We start from the raw sequence: 25,482 nt of genomic DNA on the forward strand, positions 1-25,482 counted from the left end.
ATTTTTATATTAATAAAAAATCATATTTGAACAATATAAAACTAAAAATTATTGACAATTTATATGTCAGTATAAATCAATATATTTTTAATATGATCATTATTGAGATTTCTTGATAATAAATGCAAATTAATTAATATTAATTGTTGAGAATACATCAAACTTCTATCCGTATTCAAAAAAATGTGACTATCACAAAACTAAATATTACAGCAACAATGCTTCTCAAAGTATTGTTTAATGAGTATCTACAATCAAATGATAAGATGGAGTGATAATTTCTGGTAACATTATATCCCATGTTTCTATAGGAAACAATTGGGTAGGTATTTTTTGAAAATCATGTGCTAATCCTATAGGTATATAATTACTTTGATGTTTCCAGTTTTGTAAAGTTCTATCATAAAAACCACCACCCATTCCTAATCGATTTCCACTACTATCAAATGCGACTAATGGAACAAATACAACATCTATTTTTTCTATAGGAATAACAGAACGAACATTCCATTTCGGTTCATATATATTTAAATGATTGCATATAAGAGGTGTTGCAAATGTATATCGTGCAAACAACAAGCATTTAGACCCTGAATCAATCAGAATTGGTAAATATATCTGTTTATGCATCAATAACAAATCTTTAATGAGCAAAGTAGTATTTATTTCTCCATCAAAAGCAATAAACGCTGCTATACGTGTTGATCTACGTATATGATTTATAGTCATAATTTTGTTAGTTATTAATTGTGCCGCTGTATATTGTTCTTGAAACGTTAAAGTTCTACGTATTCTTCGTATATACATACGAAGAAATTTTCTGTATGATTTTTTATCATCAAGATACATATTAGATTGAATTCATTGATATGAATACAGCGTATTTATACGCTATTTGCCCCGAAAATAGTGTTAACTGTGTTTGCCTATCTACATTCGTTATGCTGACGATCTTATTATGTCTACACAACACAAAATATATAATATAATAATTCATGCGTGTTCAGAGCATGCCAGTGATCTATTAGCATGCTCAGTAATATGAGTATGTGAAATTAAGGCTTTTTCGATAGTTTGTTGTAATAACAGAATATGTTTCTCAATGTTAGCTGCATATTCACGTGTTTTTAGTTTTTCCTGAGCTAATTCATGACATACATTTAAAGCGGCTATAAATACTAATTGTTCAGCATTAGTTACTCTTGTTCTAATTTTTAGATCCTGCAAACGTTTAGTTAAATCCTCTACTGCCTTGTTTAAAGCATCCTGTTGTTGAGGCGGACAATTGATACGTAGTGTTCGACCGAAAATTTGAATGTCTATTGGTTGTTCAGGCATATTTCTTTCCTGTAAATTATAATCTATTTATATTTTTCAATGACTATACAATACAATAACAATTACTATAATGGTTATATACATATACAAAAATTTTGTTTTATATATGAATATTTGATTAAAAAAAATCATTATTTTATTTTGAACACATCCAATAACTAATAATTATTTAATTTTTAAAAATATTTAAACGTAAAAAATATTTTGCATAAAAAATATAATTAATCTGCAATTTAAATGCAGTTCAATTAAAAATAGGATATTTCAATCAGTTTATAGAATATCTTTGTAGCCATATAGTATACTACACATCATCTGTATGATTAAATTATTTTAAAATTATATAAATTTTAGAGTAGTATATTGAATATGCATATTCAATATACTAAAAAACTACTTAATTTTATTATAAAAATAGATTTGCTTTCCATAAATACTAACAATACTGAAATGATATTATAGTAAATGCTTATATCTTTATAAGCGTCATATAACAGCATAAACATATCTTGTATTTTATAATAAACAAGAATTATTGCAATTAGATTTAATGTAATTGTTCATAACAAATAGCAAATGTAAAAATATTTTGATACTCATATCAAATTCATATTTAAGTTAACTGTAAATATACTTTATTTAATCGGTGCGTTAATTCTTACAAAAGATGTTTGCATATTGCGTTTTTTATTGTTATATAGTTATCTAAATTGTTTTTTATTAAACTAAAACAAATTAAATTATAAAAATATATAATACTGATATTTGAAAATATATAGTCTGATTATATATAATATATATACTATGTTTTTGTTTGATATTAAAATTTTTATATTCATACGTTAGATAATAATCGATGTCTATTGTTATAAATGGTGGAGGGATGACGGGCGCAATACTAGCCTTAATGTTATCTAAATTGACAAAAGGAGATTTAGAAATCTCCTTGATAGAGCAACATTCTCCTTATTGTTATAATACAAAATTGTCCTCAAATGCATACCCACCTCATGTAATAGCTTTATCGCGAGGCGCTTATTTTGAATTAATACGAATTAATATGGCTCCAATTTTATCTTCTTGCTCCACTATTATAAAACAAGTAGAGGTTAGTGAATATCATCGGTTGAATAAAATATTTATTGATGCTCAAGACTATCAATTACCAGAATTAGGTTATGTTATCGAATTAGATATATTTAGAAAGAAATTGTTTGATTTTTTACATAATAAATCTACTGTAACTGTATATTGCCCAGCAACTTTAAAAAAAATTAAACGTGAAAAAAAAAATAACATAATTGTTTTAAATAATGATCATCAAATAGTTTCAAAATTAATGGTCGCGGCAGATGGTGCAGATTCAACACTAGCTGCCACTTGCGGTATGCAATGGTTCAGATGGAATTATCAACAAATTGCTGTAGTTTCTAAAATTATTACTGAAATACCTCATTTTGGAAGAGCTTTTGAAAAATTTACAGAATATGGACCATTAGCCATATTGCCTATGGCTAACGATTCTAGTTTTTTAATTTGGTGTATTTCTGATAAACAAAAAAAAGAGGTATCTACATGGAATAGAGATAAATTTGCTCAAGAATTGCAAAATGTATTCGGATGGAAATTAGGAAAAATTTTGAATATAGGAAAGAGATATTTTTATGATCTTTGGTTAACGCGGGCTAATAGTCATATTAGTCATAGATTAGCATTAGTCGGAAATGCGGCACAAAATTTACACCCTATTGCTGGACAAGGATTCAATCTTGGATTGCGTGATATTGTAGTGTTATCAAAAATAGTGACACAAGCATTATATCAGAATCTAGATATTGGAGACTATTCTGTGTTAAATAGATACCAAAAACACAGGTATTTAGATCAATGTAGGACCATTAAAATTACCGATGGATTAGTGCGTCTATTTAGCAATCATTACTTACCCTTGATTATTGCTCGAAATATGGGTTTATTTTTTGTTAACTATAATGCCTTTTTAAGACATCTTTTAGTAAGTTCAATATTAAATTGGAAAACAGATTAATTTTTATTTAAATAAACAATAATGTGGACAGTTTCGATCTATTAATTGTAAATCAAGGAATTGCCGGATTGGCATTAGCCTGCGGTTTAGGTGATTGTTTTCGCATTGCAATTATAGAACATAAAACCCATCTTCATATATATGAAGCAGATCAATGTAGTCTGGAAACATCATTAGTTAATATAACTAGCATGAGAATACTGCAGTATTTAAAAATTTGGCATCAAAACATATCACATTTTTCCGTTTCATTACATAAATTAGAAATTATTAAAAAGAATAGTATAAGTAAAATTGTTTTCGATTCTGGTTACTTAGGATATCTTGAGTTAGGATATGTTGTTAATAGATATTATCTATACCAAGCTTTAGTTGATCGCGCACGACAATTAAAAAATATTATATTTATAGATTCATACGCACCTGAATCAATAAATTACCGTGAAGATGCAGCATTTATTACAATAACTAATAATTATACATTTAAAGCTAAATTAGTAATAGGCGCAGATGGCATTAATTCTTGGGTAAGAAACACCGCAAATATCTCATTAATATTTAAAGATACTAAATATTATGGATTCACTACCATTATTCATACCGAGAAAACTCACAATAACACTCTTCGGTGTATCGTTCATAACGATGGGTTAGTAATATTATTGCCATTAAAAAACGTGCATCTTTCTGTTGTTTTTTGGCTGTTACCTCCGTGTACCGCTAAAAAATATTTGTATGTATCTGCTTCCGATCAATCTATTAATTATGCGTTAATTAAAATCTGCAACATATTCGGTCATTGTGTTATATGTAACAGTAAAAATTGTAATATTTTACTATTGAGAATGCAATATGCACATAACTTTACAAATCATCGTTTGGTGTTATTAGGAAAAGCTGCGTACACCATGTGTCCTTTATTTTTTCAAAATGTTAATTCAGAACTGATAGATGCAGCAGTTTTATTACATCATCTGCAGAATCTGAAAGAAAATGATCAAGATATTGGACACTATACTTATTTAAAGTATTACGAACGCAATAGAAAATACAGGATAATTAAAGATTCTATAAATATTCCATACATTTACACGTTTCTTCATGATAAGAATTATCTTTTAAAATACATGCAATATTTTATTTTTTATCTCATAAACACGGTTCCCAACTTAAAAATACATGTTTTACATCGCATTATGGGTTTAAATAATATGCCAAAATGGTTGCTACGAGATCATTACGACTAAAAATAAATATTGTGATATTAAAAAAAATAAGAAATATTTAAATGCATTAAATATCAATAATAAAACATGAGATTATCATGAGTTTGTGTATTTGTAATTCTCAATTCTGAAGGTTCTAAAATAGATCTATTTAATACCACTTGTACCCATATATTATCTTTTTTAATTTGACAAGATTGTAAAACAATTCCAACATTTTTCCAGTGTTGGTTATTTATTTTTAATTCTACCTGATCACCAGCAGCAGGCAAGTTATAATTTTTTTTATAATCAATGACACCGTTTAACCTATATAAAGTTTGTTTGTTATATCCACGATACTTAATACGCGCAATAGATTCTTGTCCAATATAACAACCCTTATTAAAACTAATTCCATCTAATATATCCATATTAACAGCTTGAGGAATAAATAATTCACTAGTTATTGGCTCAATAATTGGATAACCCGCTTCCATATCTAATGATACCCATTGACGACTATCATTAAGTTGTATCTGATACTGTGATTTATTTAACAAATAATCTAATACTGATTTTTTATTAATAATCAACAAAAATCGTTCTGATGGAGAACTAAAATAAAGTAAGGTCACATCTTGAGTATGAATTATTGTGTGTGTCTTATTTGGTAAAACTGAAAAAAACATGCTTAAATGATTTCTTGCATTTATTCCAGCTATTCCAATAAGTATTGCATTATAATCAGGAATAACAGTAACATTAGAAAATACCATATATTTTTTCATTTCTTCTATTTGTTTTTTGCATATATTTAGACGTTCAATAAATGCCATTTCTTGATTTTTAAGATGAAAAACATATAGATTGCTAATCATTTTTCCTTTTGGATTACAATGTGCTGCAAAACTATATTTATGTTTATTCAAATTTTGAATATCACAAGTAAACTGATTGTGTAAGCATTGTATAACATCTGGTCCATTTAATCTCACTAACGTCCATTCTTCTAAGGAGATGAATGTTAGCGGCAAATCTTTTGAGGGTACAGGATACTGTCCCAAAAAAGCCACACGAGGAAACATTATATTTTTCCTTATGAATAAAAATAACTTCAAATAAATATCATATAATATATACTAATTAATCCTACTCATTAAATACCTACAACCGAAAGATAACAAAAATTACATTATCATTAACCATATAATATTATAATGTTTATAATTAAACAATTATTGATTTTTAACTATATGTATGATTAAGATGATAATATAAGCGTATGACCATAATTGATAGGATGCTATTCTCTCGTCATGTATGATTATCTACAGCATTAATTGAAATTAAATAAATAAAAACATATATAACAGTTTCGTATTTGCATACGACTTATTACACATTTGATTAATAACGATCAAAGATCAAAATCATACTATATAACTGATATCATAAGAAAATACATATTCTTTGCATTATTATATAGAGAGTCTTTGTCGAATTGTATTATAGTACATTACTATATATACGATTACGTGAAATTATATGAATAAAAATATATATCTTAAGGAATAAAATTTTATGATAGATATCGATTTTACTAAACAACATATTCAAGTTATGTTAAATAGAATATCGAAGTTTAAGGATGATTTTTGACTACGATCTCAAAATCAAACATTTTAAAATAATTAGCAACGAACTAAAATCACCCGGTATTTGGAAAAATCCTAAAACAGCAAAAATTCTTAGACAAAAATCATCTTCTTTAAAAATTTTTATCAATATTGTTGATCAGCTGTATAAAAATTTAGTGGATTTAAATGATTTGTTAGAATTGACGGAAGAATATGACAACATCTTACTTTCCGAAATTCATGATCAATCAATTGATTTAGAACGTACATTATCTCAATTAGAGATTAGTCGTATGTTTATAGGAAAGTATGATAATTCTAATTGTTATATCGATATTCAATCAGGATCCGGCGGAATAGAAGCACAAGATTGGGCTAGTATGTTGTTACGCATGTATTTACGTTGGATTGATCACAAAGGTTTTATGGCTGACGTTATTGAAGAATCGACAGGAGAGGTCACGGGGATAAAATCTGCTACTATTCAAGTTATTGGGCCTTATGCATATGGTTGGTTACGTACTGAATCTGGTGTACACAGACTAGTGCGCAAAAGTCCTTTTGACTCTGCTGGGAAACGCCATACTTCATTTGCTTCAGTATTTGTATATCCAGAATTAGATGATAGTATAAATATTCACATTCGTCCAGAAGATCTACGTTGTGATGTTTACCGAGCTTCTGGAGCAGGAGGTCAACATGTTAACCGTACAGAATCTGCAGTGCGTATCACTCATATACCAACAAATATTGTTACCCAATGTCAAAGTGATCGTTCACAACATAAAAATAAAAATCAAGCTATGAAGCAACTAAGAGCTAAATTATATGAGCTTGAATTACAAAAAAAAAATTATGAAAAAAAAATGAGAGAAAGTAATAAAGTAAATATTACTTGGGGTAATCAAATACGATCTTATATTTTAGATAATTCTAGAGTTAAAGATCTACGTACTGGTTTTGAAAAACGTAATGTTAAAGCTGTTTTAAATGGAGATCTAGACGATTTTATAAGAATTAGCATTAAAAACACTTTAAGTGAGATTCATAATGACTAAATACGTATATTCAAAGGATCAGTCATATCAAAAATTTAATGTCGATGATGAATTAAAAATTCGTCGAAAAAAACTATCAAAACTTCGTGAAAAAGGCGTAGCATTTCCAAATAATTTTCGTCGTAATTCTATTTCTAATCAATTACATAAAAAATACGCTCATACATCCAATGTAGAATTGATACAATTAAATATTGAAGTAACTATAGCAGGCCGTATAATAAGTCAACGTATCATGGGGAAAGCATCTTTTATAACCATACGCGATGCTGAAGGCTGCATACAATTGTATATTACTTCTAATTCATTAGCAACAAATTTATATGATGAAAATATAAAACAATGGGATTTAGGAGATATCTTAGGAGCACGCGGTATATTGTTTAGAACGCGTACCGGGGAACTATCAATATACTGTAAAGAAATTCGATTATTAACTAAATCATTGCGCCCATTACCAGATAAGTTTCATGGTTTAAATAATCAAGAAACAAAATATCGTCAAAGATATTTAGATTTAATTATTAATGAAAATACAAGAAAAATATTTAAAATACGTTCTTTAGTGATTTCTGAAATACGTCAATTCATGAAAAAAAATAATTTCATGGAAGTAGAGACACCAATGATGCACACAATTGCAGGAGGAGCTATAGCGCATCCTTTCATTACACATCATAATAAATTAGGAATAGATATGTATCTACGAATCGCTCCAGAATTATATCTAAAAAAATTAGTGATAGGTGGTTTTGAGCGAATATTCGAAATAAATCGTAATTTTCGTAATGAAGGTATATCTTCTCATCATAACCCTGAGTTTACAATGATGGAAATATATATGGCTTATGCTGATTATCGCGATATAATCATCTTAGTGCAAAATTTATTAAGATCAGTAACACAGAAAATACTAGGTAGTAATATAATAAATTATGGAGATTATGCATTAGATTTTAAGCATCCTTTTACGCAAATTAGCATAAAAGAAGCTATATTGTATTATCTACCAGAAACTAGATCCCAAAATATAGACGATATATGTACTGCTGTATCTATCGCAAAATCACTTGGCATTAAAGTTAAGGGTTATTGGACGTTACACAGAATACATATGGTTATTTTTGAAGAAGTAATAGAAAAAAAAATAATTCAACCGACTTGTGTTACTTCTTATCCAATAGAAATATCTCCATTAGCACGTCGTAATGACAACAATCCAGATTTTGCTGATCGTTTTGAACTTTTCATTGCTGGAAGAGAAATAGGAAATGGCTTTTCAGAATTAAACGATCCAGAAGATCAAAAGGAACGTTTTTTAAAACAAGCATATGGTAAAAAAGATAAAATAAATAATAATAATAATGTTCACATACATTATGACGAAGATTATTTAATTGCATTAGAATATGGATTACCTCCTACAGCAGGTATTGGGATAGGAATTGATCGTTTAATTATGTTGCTTACCGACAGCCATACTATTCGTGATGTAATTTTATTTCCTACACTTCGTCCAAAATAAAATTTGTTTATATTTTTTTCAGTGTACTTAAAAGTAGTTATATATTTATGATTTTATCTGATTAATTTTTTAATAATATAAACCTATGTTTTACGATTTTCGACTATATATTCGAAATATAATTTCGAAATATTTTGATATTTAAAATATATATCAAAAAAGATAATGGGAATATAGCGTGGCACATAATATCTTTGCGCGAACAAGTGCTCTTACCTATGAAAACTTAAAAAAATTACATAAAAAATATAAAGGTCCAGTATGGGTATACGATGCATCGATTATAATTAATCGTATCACACAATTAAAACAATTTGATGTTATACGGTACGCTCAAAAATCTTGTTCTAATATTCATATTTTACGATTAATGCATAATTATGAAGTGAAAGTAGATGCTGTTTCTTTAGGAGAGATCGAACGAGCATTATTAGCTGGTTTTAAAGCGGGAAAACAAAGTAATGAAATAGTTTTCACTGCTGATATTTTAGAAGAAGAAACATTATTAAGAATATCAGAACTAAATATTGTTGTTAATGCAGGATCGATAGATATGTTAGCCCAGTTAGGAGCTTGTTCTCCTGGACATAAAATATGGTTACGTATTAATCCTGGATTTGGACACGGACATAATCAAAAAACTAATACTGGAGGAGAAAATAGCAAGCATGGAATTTGGCATGAAGATATACCAATAGCTTTATCTTATATTCATCATTATGATCTACAGTTAATCGGACTGCATATGCATATTGGTTCTGGAGTACGGTACGATCATTTGTCTAAAGTATGTAATGCGATGGTCCAGCAGATTTTGAAATATAAAATAGATGTAGATGTTATTTCTGCTGGAGGAGGATTAACAATACCATATGAACATAATGATATGGTTTTAGATGTAAATCATTATTTTCGATTATGGAATAATGCGAGAAAATACATTAGCCAATATTTAAATCACACAGTAACATTAGAAATAGAACCTGGTCGTTTTCTTGTGGCTGAATCAGGCATATTAATTACACAGATTAGAGCGGTAAAAAACATGGGTAATCGTCATTTTGTATTAATAGACGCAGGGTATAATGATTTAATGCGCCCAGTCATGTATGGTAGTTATCATCATATTTCATTAGTACCTGGAGATAATCGCAGCGTTGTTTTAGAAACATTATGCGATACCGTCGTTGGTGGTCCACTATGTGAATCTGGGGATATTTTTACACAAAATATGCATGGAACAATATTAGCACGTAAATTACCTTGTTCAGCAAAAGTAGGAGATTATTTAATATTTCATGACACTGGTGCATACGGCGCTTCTATGTCTTCTAATTATAATACACGTCCGTTACTACCAGAAGTTTTATTTGAAAATGGACAAATTCGTCAAATTCGTCGAAAACAAAAACTAGAAGATTTATTTATGTTGGAAACAATGGAAAAATTTAATAAGGAAAATTGTTGAAATTATTGAATATCATAAATATGACATTATATAAAATTATTTACTAAAAACTTATTATTTAGTATCTGGTAAAATACCAGATTAAATGATTTAAATATACTAATAATTTTTTCATTTTATTTTATAGTCTTATTTATTTGACAATTATTCATTATAGTGTTGTTAACAAAAAAACGTATTATGAATTGTGAGATATAGATTAAAATGTATTCTTACACTTTTACTTTTAATTTAAATTGTATCGGTTATTATTCAGCATGTTTCTATAAGAAACATCATATCTCCATTTTTATAAAAATATTTAATAACATCGATTCTAAGTAGAAAAATTTAATACAAATTAAAATTAAATTTTTTAATTAAAAAATTTCTGCGCAAGCTATTGTTTAAGAACGTCAAACCATAATAAAACTCCTTGAGTTGAGTATAATTATAATATAAAATATAAAGAGTATGTAAATACTATAATTTTACTCTGTTATGTGCAATAACAGAGATATACAGGATCATATATATATTTTGGGTAATCTACCGTTTCTTCATTTTTATAAAATATGATAGGAATAGTTATATTTATTATAAATATTTAAAAGAATTTAATGAAATATCTTAATAAAACTGAGGCAATCTGGTGATTGATGATAACGGTTACCGATTAAATGTAGGAATTGTACTATGTAATACACATCAGCAAGTATTATGGGCCAGAAAATGTAAGCAGCATTACTGCTGGCAATTTCCTCAAGGTGGAATTAACATTGGAGAGACCCCAGAACAAGCTATGTATAGAGAATTATTTGAAGAAATAGGATTGAATTATCAAGATGTTCGTATTCTATCTTCAACGCAATATTGGATGCATTATAAGTTACCTAAGAAATTAATTCGTTGGAAAATTAGGCCTATCTGCTTTGGGCAAAAACAAAAGTGGTTTTTATTAAAGCTTTTATCTAAAGATACACGAATTAACATAAAAAGTAATAAAGACTACACATTTGATAGCTGGAAGTGGGTTAGCTTATGGTATCCCATACGCCGAGTCGTATTCTTTAAAAGAGATGTATATAGAAAAGTTATGAAAGAATTTGTTGATATGATCATAGCATAGTTTAACACTATGCTTCTTTATAAAGAAGAAAATCAGATATAGTATAATCAATAAAAAGAGTTTTAATATTCCATTGAAGATACACACGATAATCTCAATAATACATTGAGACGTGTTTCTTTAAAATAACTACATTTGGTAGTTAAAACTGATTGTAAAAATTATATTAAATAGCATAATTAATATGCAGAGTCTTTATTATCATACATGTAATCCGGTAATTTTTACAATAGGACCTATTTCATTACATTGGTATGGCGTAATGTATGGATTAGGTTTTATATATGCTATGTGGTCATTATCGTACCGTATGCGTCATTTCAATAATGTTTCATGGACTCATCCAGATGTAGAACATTTATTATGTTTGTGTTTTTTTGGTGTTTTATTAGGCGGCCGCATTGGATACGTATTATTTTATCAGTGGTCTTTTTTTTCTAACAATTTACTGTGGATCTTTAAAATATGGGAAGGAGGTATGTCTTTTCATGGCGGTTTAATAGGTGTAATTATATCGATCGCATGGTTTTCTTACAAAAAAAATCGTCCTTTTTTTCAAATATCAGATTTTGTCGTTCCAGCAGTTCCGGTTGGATTAGGGCTCGGTAGATTAGGAAATTTTATTAACGGAGAATTATGGGGGCGAATAGCCATTGATATTCCATGGGCTATGTTATTCCCTAATTCTGTGTATCAAGATGTATTAATACTACTAGATCATCCTGAATGGGAACCATTATTTGATAATTACGGTGTGCTGCCTCGTCATCCATCTCAATTATATGAAATGTTTTTGGAGGGAGTAATATTATTTATTATCATAAGCAAGTTTATTCGTCAACCACATCCCGTGGGTAGTGTGTCTGGTTTGTTTCTGATTTGTTATGGGGTGTTTCGTATTATAGCGGAAATTTTTCGTCAACCTGATAGTCAGTTAGGATTAATTAGCAATATAGTCACCATGGGACAAATTTTGTCATGCCCTATGATTATATTAGGAGCTATTATAATTTATTTTGCTTATAGATAATCGATGTATCAAAGTTATTAATATAATTAAAAATCTATGTCAATTAATTTTTAATACGTCATTGTTTTTTAAAATAATTCTCATGCTTTAAATCAAATTTGATTTTTATTAATTGTTTATATATGTTTTTTAAACATTAAAATTTATCTATATCTATATCTACGATCTGCCATATTTATATAATAAATAAATACAAAAAAAATCAGTGCTAATTGAAAAAATTTAATTTTTAATTAGTTTCATTTCATGAAAAACAATTTATTTATTTTTTCTATTTTTTGAAATATGTGAACTAATAAAGTTGTTTTTGTTTGAAATAACACTTAAAAAAGCATATATAATATATTTTTCGTTATAATTATAACAAATACAACCTATCCTCTATATATACAGAGGATATATAGATATCAGATTAATAAAAATACACTCCATTTAAATTAAATAATTTTATTACACAATGTTTACTATTTATCATTCTAATCAATCAAATTCATTCAGAAATCTATTAATTAATACTATGTCAGATAAATCATTACCTGATCCCATGCAATCTGAAATAATATTAACAGAACACAGTATTATGGCCCAATGGATACAAATAGAAATAGCCAATCATTTTGGTATTGCATGTAATATCAAATTTATGACTTTAATGTCTTTCATGCAATATATGTCTAATAAAATAGAACCTAATAATTTTATAGCGAATAACTTTTCCAGGTCTATCATGTATTGGAAATTTATGAAAATATTATCTCAAACGCAAATATCAAAAAAGTGTTCTATTATACACAAATACTTATGTGGTGATGTAAATCAGCAAAAAATAGGTCAATTTTCCGAACAACTTTCCAATTTATTTATTCAATATTTAATATATCGACCAGATTGGTTGAACAATTGGGAATCCAATAAAATAATAAATTATTTAGATGACACACATCAAACCTGGCAATCAAAAATATGGCGTATGTTCTTAGAGAATATACGTTGTAATCAGAAAGAATTGAAGGGTAATATATATCCTTTACAGCGTTGTATTGATTTCCTAAAAAATACTCAGAAGATAATTTTTAATTATCTTCCAAGTAGAATATTTATTTTTGGAATAACATCTATACCGCCTATATATTGGAATATATTAAAATTATTAAGTTACCATATTGATATTTATTTATGGTTTATAAATCCCTGTTCTCATAATTTGATTTATATATCTGATCAAGATTCGTATGACGTAACACAAAAAAAAAATCAATTGCGCAAGAAGAATGCATTGCGCTCATCTTCATCTGTTGCTGTTCATTTTTCCAATCATAATGATTATTCTAATATCAATCATCCTTTATTAGATGCATGGGGCGATGTTGCTTATGATACTTTATCTTTGTTTACTCAATTAAAAAATAAAATTGAACTAAAATCTTTTATTATTCCTAAACAAAATTCTTTGCTTCACATTGTACAAAAAAACATTTTAGAATTTCAAAATCATATAAAAAATATAAAAAAACAACCTGATACTACAACATCTACAAATAATCAACGACATATATTATTATTGGAAGATCAATCAATTACTTGTCATGTTTGTCATAGTATTCAACGAGAAGTAGAAGTGTTACATGATAATTTATTATCAATGATGACAGAAGATCCATCACTATCTCCGGGAGACATCATAGTTATGGCTTATGATATACATTGTTATAAATCAGCTATTCAAACTATATTTGATAATATACAAGATCGACATTTACCGTTTAATATCGCAATAGATAATTATAAAAAAAATACACATCCCATTATATCAACTTTTATTAATATACTTAATATACCGTACAGTCGATTTACTTCTGAAGAAATTTTTTCGTTTTTAACAGTACCATCTATCGCATCTCGGTTTAAAATGAACAAAGAAGAAGTAAAATTATTACACCAATGGATCATTAAATCTGGTATTAGGTGGGGGCTTGATGATTACACCATGTATAATTTTAGTTTACCTATTATTAATCAAAATACCTGGAATTTTGGATTAAATAGAATGTTATTAGGTTACGCTATAAAAAATCAACATGACACCTGGGAAAAAATTTTACCGTATGATGATATAATAATCAGGGATCATATCAATATTATTGGTCAATTAGGAGAATTTTTAAAAACATTAAAAAAATGGAGAGACCGATTCGGTCATTCTTATACGTTGGTAGAATGGATTTCCTATTTCAAAGAAATAATTGACGATTTTTTTCATTGTGATCATATGGATTCAGAAAACAAAACAGTTTTACTTTTCTTAAAAAACTGCTACAGAGATATATTAGAATCAGGCATACAAGCGGAATATACTCAAACTATAAGTATAACAGCATTACGTGATAAATTATGTCGCAAATTAGCACAAGATACTGTAATCCCCCGATTTATACCAAATGTAATTAATTTTTGCAATATTACTCCAACTTTCTGTATTCCTCATAAAGTAGTGTGTTTTTTAGGTATGAATGATAATAAGTTTCCTCGCAATAAAATATCTCCAGACTTTAATTTAATGGTTAAAAATCCGCGTAGAAATGACGATAACATACACGAAAAAGATTGTTATTCATTTTTAATAGCATTTTTATTAGCTCAAGAAAAGATATATATTAGTTTTATCGGGCACTCAATTTATGATAATAGCATGAGTTACCCTTCCGTATTGGTCAATGAACTGTTAGAATATATTGCTTTAAATTTTTATTCAAAAGAACATGAAAATATAGACATAGATATTAATATTAAACATATACGTCAGCGTTTATGTCAATGGTATCCTCCGTTTCCTTTTTCTCCTGAAAATTTCAATCCTAATGATAATAAACGAAGTTTTGCTAAAGAATGGCTACCTACAAAAAATATTAATATAAATCATTCTCTATTAATCTATCCGAATTTTAATACTCCGTTTTCTCATGACCTCGCAAAAACAATAATTTTTCAAGATTTATATAATTTTTATCGCCATCCAGTACGCATATGGTTTCAAAAACGCTTAAATGTGTATTTTGATCAAAATATATTGAAATTATCAAATGACGAACCTTTTTCCATAGATGGACTCAATCGTTATGAATTAAATATGCAATTGATTGATTATCTAATTCATAGTAAAAATACTGATGAACTATATCATAGTATGAGTGCTTCTGGAATTCTACCTTATGGCGTATTTGGAAAATTATATTGGACTAAACAACAAAAAAAAATGACAATGTTAGCGAATCAAATAAAAACGTATCATTGTATTGAAAAACATAATCTAGATATTTCTGTAACATTTGATATGACTAGATTAGTCGGTCAATTAACTGCAGTTCAAGAAAATGGATTGACACGTTGGAAATCTCGCTATCTTTCTATGAAAGATGTATTATTGTTGTGGCTAGAACATATAACCTATTGTGCTATAGGTGGAAAAGGTGATAGTCGGTTGTTTGGTATTAATGATGCATGGCATTTTCCTAATTTATCAAAACTGCATGCAAAGAAGTTATTATTCACGCTAATATCCGATTATCACAAGGGTATAAATACACCCATATTGTTGCTATATCAGTCTGGAGGAGCTTGGATGAATCATGTTTTTGACTGGAATACTCGAACAATATCTTCAAATCCATATTGTCAAAAAGAAGCACATCGAAAACTAATACAAGTTTGGCAAGGCACCAAATATTCTCTTTTTAGAGAGAGTCACGATCCATATTTACGCAAACTTATTTCATTTGATTTAAGTGAAGAAAACATTTCAAAAATTATTAAAACTGCAGAACATTACTTTTTTAATCCAATGAAATATAGAATAATATAATAATTTACAACTTTTATATCAAAAAATAATAAATACTTTATAATTAAAAATTGCATATATTACACAAACACATAACACTACATTTTCAAACAATATATATAATAAAACACAAACTTTTCATTCATTAAACTATGGGGATTATATGATTTTTTATTTTTTCATATAATCCACTATAACGTTGTGTGATCGAATTAACACTGCGTATTATTACATGATCTGTCGCGTACAAATAAAGGCATTGACGAGCTCTAGTGACAGCAGTATAGAGTAATTCTCGTGTCAATAATGGTATATATTTATTGGGCAATACTATTGCGGTATGTTGAAATTCAGATCCTTGCGCTTTATGTATAGTCATAGCGAAACAAGTTTCATGCTCCGGTAATTGATTTATTTGTATAACTTTTATACCTCCTCGTGGCAAAATAAAATATGCAGACAATTTATTTTGATCATTTAATAACAATACACCAACATCTCCATTATATAATTCTAATGATGGTTTATTACGTAATATAATAATAGGTCTACCTAAATAATTCCTAGAATTATTTAATTGAATTAATCCTTTCTCATTTAATATTTGTTCAATATAATAATTAAGTCTTATTACTCCGAACGGGCCATCACGTAATGCACATAATATTCGATAATGATTGAAAATCTTTAAAATATTTTCTGTCAGGACTTTAGTGTGTTTCAATTTTTGTAAATAGTTAGAATATGCCATTGCACAATTAAGAATCATAGTTATATAGCTTTTTTTGTCTACAAAATAAATATAATATAAATCCTTATATATGCTTGATTTTAACAATGATAACGCATGATTATAATCTCCTGAATTTATAGCACCAGATAATTTATTAATTCCTGAACTTTCACTAAATCGATAATTTTTCTTTAGTATGCATGTGCCATCAATAATACTATTATAATTGTAATGCATAGATGATTTAGAAGGAGATATAATAGGCAATATGTAACCTGTAAGATCTATAAGTTCTTGATAACGTTTACGAGAATAATAAAAATTAGAAAATTGACACACATCTTTAAATACGGATCCAGGTTCTACTGAACATAATTGATATTGATCACCCAAAAAAATAACTTTCGTTTGAGGAGAAAGTATCAAAATTATCTGAGCTAACATAGATAGACTAACCATAGAAGCTTCATCAATAATTAAAAGATCTAAGTGCGTGAGATTAAAGCAGTTATATTGAATATTTTCTTTATATAATCGTGTTCTAAGCAAACTATGTAGAGTAGTAGCTTTTTCTGGTAAGTTACATAAGAGAAGCTTTTCTAATTGTGGAATATTGTGTATTGTTGTTCTGAAAGATTCAGTTAAAAGAGCTGCTGCTTTTCCTGTGGGAGCGGTTATTTGAATATTTAGATCATTATTCTTGCTACATAACAATAATGTCGCTACTATCTTCGCTATAATAGATGTTTTTCCAGTTCCAGGTCCTCCAGAAATTAGCACTCTGTGATGTGTTATGCCAATAGCAGTAGCTATTTTATGCCAATCAACTTCTGTATAAGTTATAGGAAATAATTGATTTAATGCATAAATTATTTTTTCTTTTTGAAAAATATTTGATGGATATTTATGATTAAAAAATTGCGCGACTATGCATTCATCTTGCCACATTTGATGTAAATATAAACGTTTATTTTCCAATATTAATGGAGTGACCCGTGATCCATCACTAACTGCGGGACAAGAAAACAATAATTCCTGCCAGGAGGATATCGATAATTTCCCTAATTTTCTATATATCGCATACGTTAATTCAGGATAATTTCCTTGAAATAATTTATCGGGAGTAAGACACTGCAAAGGTAAACAAACATGGCCATCCCTAACTTTAGAGCTTAGAGTTGCGCTAGCTAAAATTAATGCTTCCTTTATATTATTATGTCGATTCCCATCATAAATGGGAAGAGCTAATACATCGGCAAATTGTACATCTAGTGAATGCCACAACCCTAATTTTAAAATATTGTTAATAACATCTTTCATGAGACTATTTTTACGGTCTACAATATTAGATTGTATATTTTAAACGACAGAAAAACTGTATTTTTTGGTTAAAAACGGATAATTATAATTTTAAATTTTACTTAAATAATTTATACTTTTTTAGATATAAGTCATCTATTTGAATTAATAATTATATGTAAGTTTATATGTGTGCTTATTAAGATAAAAGCATACTTTAATCGTTAATACATTAGATCGCATCTATATATTATTTGATTTAAAATATCATGTTCTTTTTATGAGATAAAATCTAAACATTATTCATCTAATGATGTTTAGATTATTTTTAGAGAATAAATTATCTAATTTATTAATAAATGTCGATAATGGACGAAAAAAATAAATTCCATTGCTCAATGGTGTTCCATCCATACCCCGTATAAACAAATAATATACTCCTCCAAAATCTTTCTCATAGTTATAAGAAACAAGTCTATTACGTAAAAACCGATGCAGCGCTAAAGTATAAAGTTGATATTGCAATGCATAATGATGTTTAATCATTTCTTGTCTTATTTTAGAACCAACATAATCCTCATTGTTGTCTCCTAACCAATTGGTTTTATAATCTAACAAATAATACCGATGATTCCAACGAAAAATTAAATCAATGAATCCTTTTAACATTCCTGTTATATCTAAAAAAGTAAGGGATGAAGATTTACGTGATACAGGATCATACTTTTTGCATAAATGGTCTAATTCTTCCGATGTTAAATGCGTATTAATAGATAAATAAAATTTAAGCTCAGTTTTTTTATTCTCAGGAATTATTTGCGCAAGAGTTAAATTATTATTAAGGGGAGTATTGAGTACTATATATATCCATTCTCGAACAACAAATCCCCAAATTGGGTCAATATTATATCTTTCCATATGTGCGTATAACCATTTCATATCTACAAGTTTTCTAAAGTCCAGAACTTGAAAGATACTATGAAAAAAGCTACCACATACTTTTCCTTTAGGAAAAGTATGTGGCGTCAATGGAATCTCATTTTCTTGAGACTGAATGTGTTCACTGATATCTAATTGTTTTTCTAAATTTAAATATGTTGTAATACCAACATCAGTATGTTGTAGAGCGCTAAAACTTGTTACACTCCACGGAATAATATTTGGTGATGTCTTCCACTTTTTTCCGCATAACAATTGATTAGATGCAACAGACGATGCACGAGAAAATAGTTCTTGCGATTTTGAAATAATACGGAAGGAAATATCACCATTCGAATAAACACTGAGCTTTTTTAAATGTTTCTTCAATGTTTCTGCGTTTCCAGAAGTTTTTTTTTGGATTAAATATCCTAAGGCGCTGTGATGTAAGTCATTATTGGTATTAGATTTTTTTTTGTATCGTCGTACTATTGGGCCAATACCTATAGAACAATGATAAATACTACGAGTTACCGCTACATATAATAGCCTTAAATCTTCTGATAAACGTTCTTCATCTGCTAATGTTAAATATGATTTTGATGTATTGAAATTTAAATGGGTTTTATATGACTTTCTATCATGAAAGAAAGGATTTTTTACATAATTAAAGTCTGCTATAAATGGCAAAAATATTAATGGAAATTCTAATCCTTTAGCTTTATGTATTGTACTAATTTTTATCAATTGATGATCACTGCCTAATCGTAAATTTTGATCAGATGTTTTTTTATTTTTTGGTTGTGTTATTTTTAATATTAACCATTCCATAAGTGCGTGCTCATCTTGCAATTTTCTTGCAGCATCTTGCAATAATTCACCTAAATGCAAAATATTTATTAAACTACTTTCACCTACTCGCGTAGATAATAACTTTTCTGGTACTTTATGATCAAAAATTACTTTCTGTATCATCAAATACACACCTTTTTTTTTCCAAACGGAATAATACTCAAAAAATTTCTCAAATATTTGTTCTTGTTTAGATTCATTATTATTAATGCTTTCAATATCAGCGGCATTTAATCCAAAAAAAACAGTTGTTAAAGCAGTACAAATTGTATGGCTCTCTGGAAATAAGATTGCTCGTAATAATAATGATAATTCATAAGATTCCATTGTTTCAAAAATATTTTTATGATTGGATAAAAATACTGTTGATATATTTACTTTTGATAAAGCAGAACAAATAAGTGATGCTTCTTCATGATTTCGCACTAATACAGTTATATCTGATATTTCTAATTTTCTTTTATACTTGTCATTTTCTAACCAAGCTGTCCCATTACGTATTTCATGTAATAAATTGTATAAAATAGTGGCACATTCTTGTGCCATTGATTGTTTATAGTCACCTATTGTAACTATCTCGTCAGGATGTAACCAAAAACACATAGCTGTTTGTGATTGATTGTTTATCAAAAACCGATACATGCTATTTCGGCTAGCAGTTACTGAAGGAATAAAAGGAATATCTTCAAAAATAAACGGATTAGAAACCAATTGGAATAATTGGTTAACAGCATTAACTATATTTAACGACGAACGCCAATTAATATTAAGATTGTATTTGTTACATATCGTTCGACGTATTTTCATGTACGAAAATATATCAGCCCCACGAAAGGCATAAATTGATTGTTTGGGATCTCCTATTAAAATAAGACCATTTTCTGAATCAGAATTATATAATGTGCTAAAAATTTTAAATTGCTGACAATCTGTATCTTGAAACTCATCAATAAGCGTTACCGGATAACGCGTACGCAGTATATGTGCTAATTTATTGTCTTTATCTTTAACTAAATGATGAGCTAACACATCAACAAGATCGTTTAAAGTAATTTCTGACCTATAATGTTGAGTATTATTTAAATCGTTATGTATCTCATTTATTGCAATTTTAAATATTGATGTTTTAAATGATGATAATTGGCTATATAGTTTTTCTACTAAATCAAATAAAGTACATATATAATCGGATTTATTGCTATTATTATGTATCTTTAATTCGGTTGTTCTAAAACGTTGTAAATCATTAGGCATCGTATGATCAATTATTGGTCGTTTGACCCATTGATTAATTCTATCTATCCAACGTATTAAATTATTTTTATTGTATATTCTACGATTAATGTCATAAGAATTGAGGATAGTAATTATATTATGTTTATTTTTATGCCATTCCTTTTTAACATGATTGATATGATCCAATATTTTTTCATAATAAGTTATGATATTTTTTTTATCTTCATGTACGTTATGATTGTAACAATCAAGATTAGACCTAGATCTATATATATAAGGAATAATATCGTTTAAAAGAGAATTTGGATCTTTCCAATATTCTTGAATTAATCTAGCTATATTCAATGGCAGTGAATAAAAATTCCGTCTCCAAAAATCAGTGCACGCTTGTTGGTACAATATTGTTTCATTATCAACAATATTCGTATTAAACAACATGTTTAATTCGATTGTATTGTGATTTAAGATATTTTGACAAAAACTATGGATGGTAAAAATAGATGCTTGATTTATTTTTTTTTCTGCTTCAGATAATTGATTTATGGCTAATTCTACATTATGTATTTGTAATAATAATTTAGAAAATAAAAAATTACGACTATATCCACGCATACAATCTAATCTAAATTGATGAATATTTTCTCTTATGCGATGACGCAGTTCTCGTACTGCAGATTTAGTAAAAGTTACTACAAGTATTTCTTTTACCGTTAAAGGACGGGAAAAATCTGATCTGTTCCCTAAACATAACAATAATCTAATATAGATTATTATGAGAGTATATGTCTTGCCAGTACCTGCCGAAGCTTCAATTAAATTGATGCCATACAGGGGTAATTCTAAAACATTTAAATTACGCATGATTATTGTTTATATTTACTTAAAATAATAAAAGTTATCTTGAATTTTATTACAACTATATTATTTATAAAATTAACTATTATTAGTCAAGTTTAAACAGATAAATCAAACAAATAAAAATGAATTACTTCACACCAATAAATATAAACAACATTTATGCTAATATTTAAACAATATAATTAAAATACCATAGAATAAAGTACTTCAAGTAAGAAAAATATATTTTATATGTCGCGTAATAAATTATTTATCTTAACTTTATTTTTAGTTTTAGAATCGACTGTTTTTACGATTACGGCACAGTAAGTATTAACACGACCATCTTTAGAAGGCAGACTGCCTGGAATGACAACTGAACCAGCTGGCACACGTCCATAGTATATATTTCCGCTAGCGCGATCATATATTTTGGTGCTTTGACCTATAAATACCCCCATAGAGATTACTGCGCCTTTTTCAACAATTACCCCTTCTACAATTTCAGAACGAGACCCAATGAAACAATTATCTTCAATGATGGTTGGATTAGTTTGAATGGGTTCTAAAACTCCTCCAATTCCCACACCTCCAGATAAATGCACATATTTTCCAATCTGAGCACAAGATCCAACTGTAGCCCAAGTATCAATCATTGTTCCTACATCAATATAAGCACCAAGATTGATGTAGGAAGGCATGATTACTGTGTTATCAGCAATATAAGCCCCGTAGCGTACAGTAGCCGGTGGAATTATACGCAATTTTTTATTTTCAAAATGTGTGTGATCCCATCCGGAAAATTTCATAGGAAATTTGTCAAAAAAAACACCACCCCCCCACGTTATCAATTGATTGTCCATAGTATGAAATGCAAGCATAATTGCTTTTTTTAGCCATTGATGCGTAATCCATGTACCATTGATTTTTTCTGATATACGTAACGTCCCATTATCTAATCTATCCATGATTTCTCGAACAGCATTATTGACGGTAGAATCAATGTTATTATTTGAAATATATTCTTTTTTTTCAAAAGCACTTTCTATTATTTTTCGTAACTGATTCATATGTTTTATATTCCATAATATCAAATTCATTTGAGAATATTGTTTCTAATTGACCATGAAAATAACATCTTTATCAAAGTAAATATTAGAAATTTACATCAACACATTACGATGTATTGCTATGTTTTTGAGTTATATAGCGATATTTGTTTAAGGATATTATGTTGATATCCTTAAACAAAATTTACTCATATTTAACAAATCTACTCTAATAAAGAATGACTAGCATTTAACATATTATCACTCAGGTTATATTCATGGAATAACGTATACATTAAATAATACTGCTGTTCAATAACAAGAATTGATTTATTTATTTTCATAAAAACAATATATATCACCCCATAATCATATTTTTGTACTTATTCAAAGTCATTTATTAATATAAATACAAGTATCTTTAAAAATGCTTTGGCAATAAAACACATGCCTTTTTTATTAATTATAATGATTTAAATAATTGATGATAAAGACTCATCAGAACGTAACGTTAATACATCGCACCCATTTTCTGTAACAACAATAGTGTGTTCATACTGTGCTGACAAATTATGATCTTTTGTTTTTACTGTCCATCCGTCATTTTCAGTATAAATATGGCGAGTACCTGCATTTACCATAGGTTCTATTGTTAATGTCATGCCTGATTTTAATATCACACCTTCATCATCAGCATCATAATGCAATACATGGGGAGCTTCGTGAAAAAATTTTCCAATTCCATGCCCACAATACTCTCTTACTATTGAAAAATTTTGACTTTCAACAAATCTTTGAATAGATTGACCTATTTTTTTTAAACGTATGCCTGGTCTAACCATACGAATTGCTAAATAAAGACTTTCTTGAGTGATCTTACATAATCGATACCCCAACTTTGTTGGTCGACCGACAATAAACATTCTAGAAGTATCAGCATATAACCCGTCTTTAATCACTGTAATATCAATATTTATTATATCACCTTCTTTTAATTTATGTGAATTATTTGGAATACCATGACAAACTACCTCATTAATTGAGGTACAAATAGACTTAGGAAATCCATGATAACCAAGAGGAGCAGAAATAGCATGTTGTATTTGTGTAATATAGTTATGGCAAATAATATCTAATTCTCCAGTACTAATACCAGGTTGCACGTAAGCTTCAATCATTTCTAACACTTCTGCAGCTAACTTCCCAGAGATGCGCATCTTTGCTATATCTGTAAGCGTTTTAATAATAATTTTCATAATATATATATCATTAGTTTTATTAACAAATACATAATATTTTTGCCTTTAAATCATATGATTTACATGCACAAATCATTGCATTAATGGAGATAAATTACATCTAGGTATATTTTAAAACTCTGCGCTTATTGCTATTCAATAAGTATGTTTTATTTGAAAATAAATGTTAATTATTTCTTGTTTTAGACCATAGTAAACACTATTCTTCGTATTTAACTTATTAAAAAATAATTATAACATGTATTATGTAATCTATCTATATTTAAATACCGATAACTACTAACATTATAAATAATCTACTCAACAACCAATAGAGGTATATAATGGAAAACATTTCTATACGCGACATGCTTCAAGCTGGTGTTCATTTTGGCCACCAAACCCGTTATTGGAATCCTAAAATGAAACCTTTTATTTTCGGGGTTCGCAATAAAATACATATTATTGACTTAGAAACAACTAGTGTAATGTTTAGAAAAGCTTTAATTGAGCTGAATAAAATCGCTGCACTCAAGGGAAAAATTTTATTTGTAGGTACTAAACGCGCAGCTAGTGAATCAGTAAAAAAAACAGCACTGACTTGCAATCAATTTTTTGTTAATCATCGTTGGCTAGGCGGAATGCTAACTAATTGGAAAACAGTACGCCAATCTATAAAACGTTTAAAAGATTTAGAAATTCAATCTCAGGATGGTACTTTTAAGAAATTAACTAAAAAAGAAGCATTGATCTTGAATCGAGAACTTATTAATCTAGAAAATAGTTTAGGAGGTATTAAAAATATGGGCGGGCTTCCAGACGCAATTTTTGCTGTTGGCGCAACACATGAACATATTGCTATAAAAGAAGCAAATAGCTTAGGGATTCCAGTTTTTGCAATAGTTGATACCAACTCTAACCCAGATGGAATAGATTTCGTTATTCCAGGGAACGATGATGCTGTACGCGCGATTAACCTATATTTAAATATAATATCTAATATGATACATATAAATGCATGCAATACCTAATATAATTGATGCTACACATAAATTTGTTAATA

General features: G+C 28.1%; 16 protein-coding genes. 9 read left to right on the plus strand and 7 right to left on the minus strand.

The genetic code is table 11. The annotated features are described in order from the left end of the window. Positions 1-237 precede the first annotated feature (237 nt). The gene (locus tag BCHRO640_RS01315; RefSeq protein ID WP_015344528.1) at positions 238-849 is read right to left on the minus strand and encodes a 5-formyltetrahydrofolate cyclo-ligase; all 612 of its coding nucleotides are present in this window, start codon (positions 847-849) and stop codon (positions 238-240) included. Positions 850-993: 144 nt separating this feature from the next. Beyond that, positions 994-1,338, minus strand: a complete 345-nt coding sequence (gene zapA / locus BCHRO640_RS01320; RefSeq protein ID WP_015344529.1) for a cell division protein ZapA — start codon at positions 1,336-1,338, stop codon at positions 994-996. Between the two features lie 856 nt (positions 1,339-2,194). Between zapA and ubiH the strand changes: the two genes are divergently transcribed. Both ubiH and BCHRO640_RS01330 read left to right on the plus strand, forming a co-directional pair. Further along, positions 2,195-3,385 (plus strand): 2-octaprenyl-6-methoxyphenyl hydroxylase, encoded by a 1,191-nt coding sequence (gene ubiH / locus BCHRO640_RS01325; protein ID WP_015344530.1) that lies wholly within the window; start codon positions 2,195-2,197, stop codon positions 3,383-3,385. A gap of 23 nt (positions 3,386-3,408) precedes the next feature. Next, entirely contained in the window at positions 3,409-4,632 is a 1,224-nt protein-coding gene (locus BCHRO640_RS01330; RefSeq protein WP_015344531.1) for an FAD-dependent monooxygenase, read from the plus strand. Positions 4,633-4,685: 53 nt separating this feature from the next. On the opposite strand, the gene ygfZ is transcribed toward BCHRO640_RS01330, so the two are convergent. Then, positions 4,686-5,678, minus strand: coding sequence for a tRNA-modifying protein YgfZ (ygfZ, locus tag BCHRO640_RS01335; protein WP_015344532.1), 993 nt, complete (start codon positions 5,676-5,678; stop codon positions 4,686-4,688). 496 nt (positions 5,679-6,174) lie between these two features. Here ygfZ and prfB point away from each other — a divergent pair. The 6 genes from prfB (at position 6,175) to recC (ending at position 16,278) form a co-directional block, all read left to right on the plus strand. Next, positions 6,175-7,288 (plus strand): peptide chain release factor 2 gene (gene prfB / locus BCHRO640_RS01340; protein ID WP_236608109.1). Its coding sequence is split into 2 segments (ribosomal slippage): positions 6,175-6,231 and positions 6,233-7,288, totalling 1,113 coding nucleotides; the frame shifts between segments, so codons are not numbered across the junction. Continuing rightward, positions 7,281-8,813, plus strand: coding sequence for a lysine--tRNA ligase (gene lysS / locus BCHRO640_RS01345; RefSeq protein ID WP_015344534.1), 1,533 nt, complete (start codon positions 7,281-7,283; stop codon positions 8,811-8,813). The genes prfB and lysS overlap by 8 nt, the downstream gene beginning before the upstream one ends. Positions 8,814-8,991: 178 nt before the next feature. Continuing rightward, positions 8,992-10,281, plus strand: coding sequence for a diaminopimelate decarboxylase (gene lysA, locus BCHRO640_RS01350; protein WP_015344535.1), 1,290 nt, complete (start codon positions 8,992-8,994; stop codon positions 10,279-10,281). 631 nt (positions 10,282-10,912) lie between these two features. After that, positions 10,913-11,389, plus strand: coding sequence for an RNA pyrophosphohydrolase (gene rppH, locus BCHRO640_RS01355; RefSeq protein WP_015344536.1), 477 nt, complete (start codon positions 10,913-10,915; stop codon positions 11,387-11,389). A gap of 184 nt (positions 11,390-11,573) precedes the next feature. Beyond that, positions 11,574-12,419 (plus strand): prolipoprotein diacylglyceryl transferase, encoded by an 846-nt coding sequence (gene lgt, locus BCHRO640_RS01360; RefSeq protein WP_015344537.1) that lies wholly within the window; start codon positions 11,574-11,576, stop codon positions 12,417-12,419. A gap of 457 nt (positions 12,420-12,876) precedes the next feature. After that, on the plus strand, positions 12,877-16,278 hold the full coding sequence (gene recC, locus BCHRO640_RS01365) for an exodeoxyribonuclease V subunit gamma (protein ID WP_015344538.1): 3,402 nt from the start codon (positions 12,877-12,879) through the stop codon (positions 16,276-16,278). Between the two features lie 124 nt (positions 16,279-16,402). Here the strand turns inward: recC and recD are convergent, their stop codons facing one another. The 4 genes from recD to map form a co-directional block, all read right to left on the minus strand. Next, on the minus strand, positions 16,403-18,310 hold the full coding sequence (recD, locus tag BCHRO640_RS01370) for an exodeoxyribonuclease V subunit alpha (RefSeq protein ID WP_015344539.1): 1,908 nt from the start codon (positions 18,308-18,310) through the stop codon (positions 16,403-16,405). Positions 18,311-18,592: 282 nt separating this feature from the next. Then, positions 18,593-22,156 (minus strand): exodeoxyribonuclease V subunit beta, encoded by a 3,564-nt coding sequence (gene recB, locus BCHRO640_RS01375; protein WP_015344540.1) that lies wholly within the window; start codon positions 22,154-22,156, stop codon positions 18,593-18,595. Between the two features lie 224 nt (positions 22,157-22,380). After that, positions 22,381-23,202, minus strand: a complete 822-nt coding sequence (gene dapD, locus BCHRO640_RS01380) for a 2,3,4,5-tetrahydropyridine-2,6-dicarboxylate N-succinyltransferase (RefSeq protein ID WP_015344541.1) — start codon at positions 23,200-23,202, stop codon at positions 22,381-22,383. 452 nt (positions 23,203-23,654) lie between these two features. Then, the gene (gene map, locus BCHRO640_RS01385; protein ID WP_015344542.1) at positions 23,655-24,437 is read right to left on the minus strand and encodes a type I methionyl aminopeptidase; all 783 of its coding nucleotides are present in this window, start codon (positions 24,435-24,437) and stop codon (positions 23,655-23,657) included. Positions 24,438-24,763: 326 nt separating this feature from the next. Here map and rpsB point away from each other — a divergent pair, with 326 nt between their 5' ends. Further along, complete coding sequence (gene rpsB, locus BCHRO640_RS01390) at positions 24,764-25,450, plus strand: 30S ribosomal protein S2 (RefSeq protein WP_015344543.1); 687 nt, start codon at positions 24,764-24,766, stop codon at positions 25,448-25,450. Positions 25,451-25,482 lie beyond the last annotated feature (32 nt).

Origin of the sequence: Candidatus Blochmanniella chromaiodes str. 640 (assembly GCF_000331065.1) — a bacterium.
GTDB lineage: Bacteria > Pseudomonadota > Gammaproteobacteria > Enterobacterales > Enterobacteriaceae > Blochmanniella > Blochmanniella pennsylvanica.

Bases quoted from the DNA above. Each gene is read 5' to 3' on its own strand.
- BCHRO640_RS01315 (WP_015344528.1), bottom strand. From the start codon at position 849: ATGTATCTTGATGATAAAAAATCATACAGAAAATTTCTTCGTATGTAT.
- zapA (WP_015344529.1), bottom strand. From the start codon at position 1,338: ATGCCTGAACAACCAATAGACATTCAAATTTTCGGTCGAACACTACGT.
- ubiH (WP_015344530.1), top strand. From the start codon at position 2,195: ATGTCTATTGTTATAAATGGTGGAGGGATGACGGGCGCAATACTAGCC.
- ygfZ (WP_015344532.1), bottom strand. From the start codon at position 5,678: ATGTTTCCTCGTGTGGCTTTTTTGGGACAGTATCCTGTACCCTCAAAA.
- lysS (WP_015344534.1), top strand. From the start codon at position 7,281: ATGACTAAATACGTATATTCAAAGGATCAGTCATATCAAAAATTTAAT.
- lgt (WP_015344537.1), top strand. From the start codon at position 11,574: ATGCAGAGTCTTTATTATCATACATGTAATCCGGTAATTTTTACAATA.
- recC (WP_015344538.1), top strand. From the start codon at position 12,877: ATGTTTACTATTTATCATTCTAATCAATCAAATTCATTCAGAAATCTA.
- recD (WP_015344539.1), bottom strand. From the start codon at position 18,310: ATGAAAGATGTTATTAACAATATTTTAAAATTAGGGTTGTGGCATTCA.
- recB (WP_015344540.1), bottom strand. From the start codon at position 22,156: ATGCGTAATTTAAATGTTTTAGAATTACCCCTGTATGGCATCAATTTA.
- dapD (WP_015344541.1), bottom strand. From the start codon at position 23,202: ATGAATCAGTTACGAAAAATAATAGAAAGTGCTTTTGAAAAAAAAGAA.
- map (WP_015344542.1), bottom strand. From the start codon at position 24,437: ATGAAAATTATTATTAAAACGCTTACAGATATAGCAAAGATGCGCATC.
- rpsB (WP_015344543.1), top strand. From the start codon at position 24,764: ATGGAAAACATTTCTATACGCGACATGCTTCAAGCTGGTGTTCATTTT.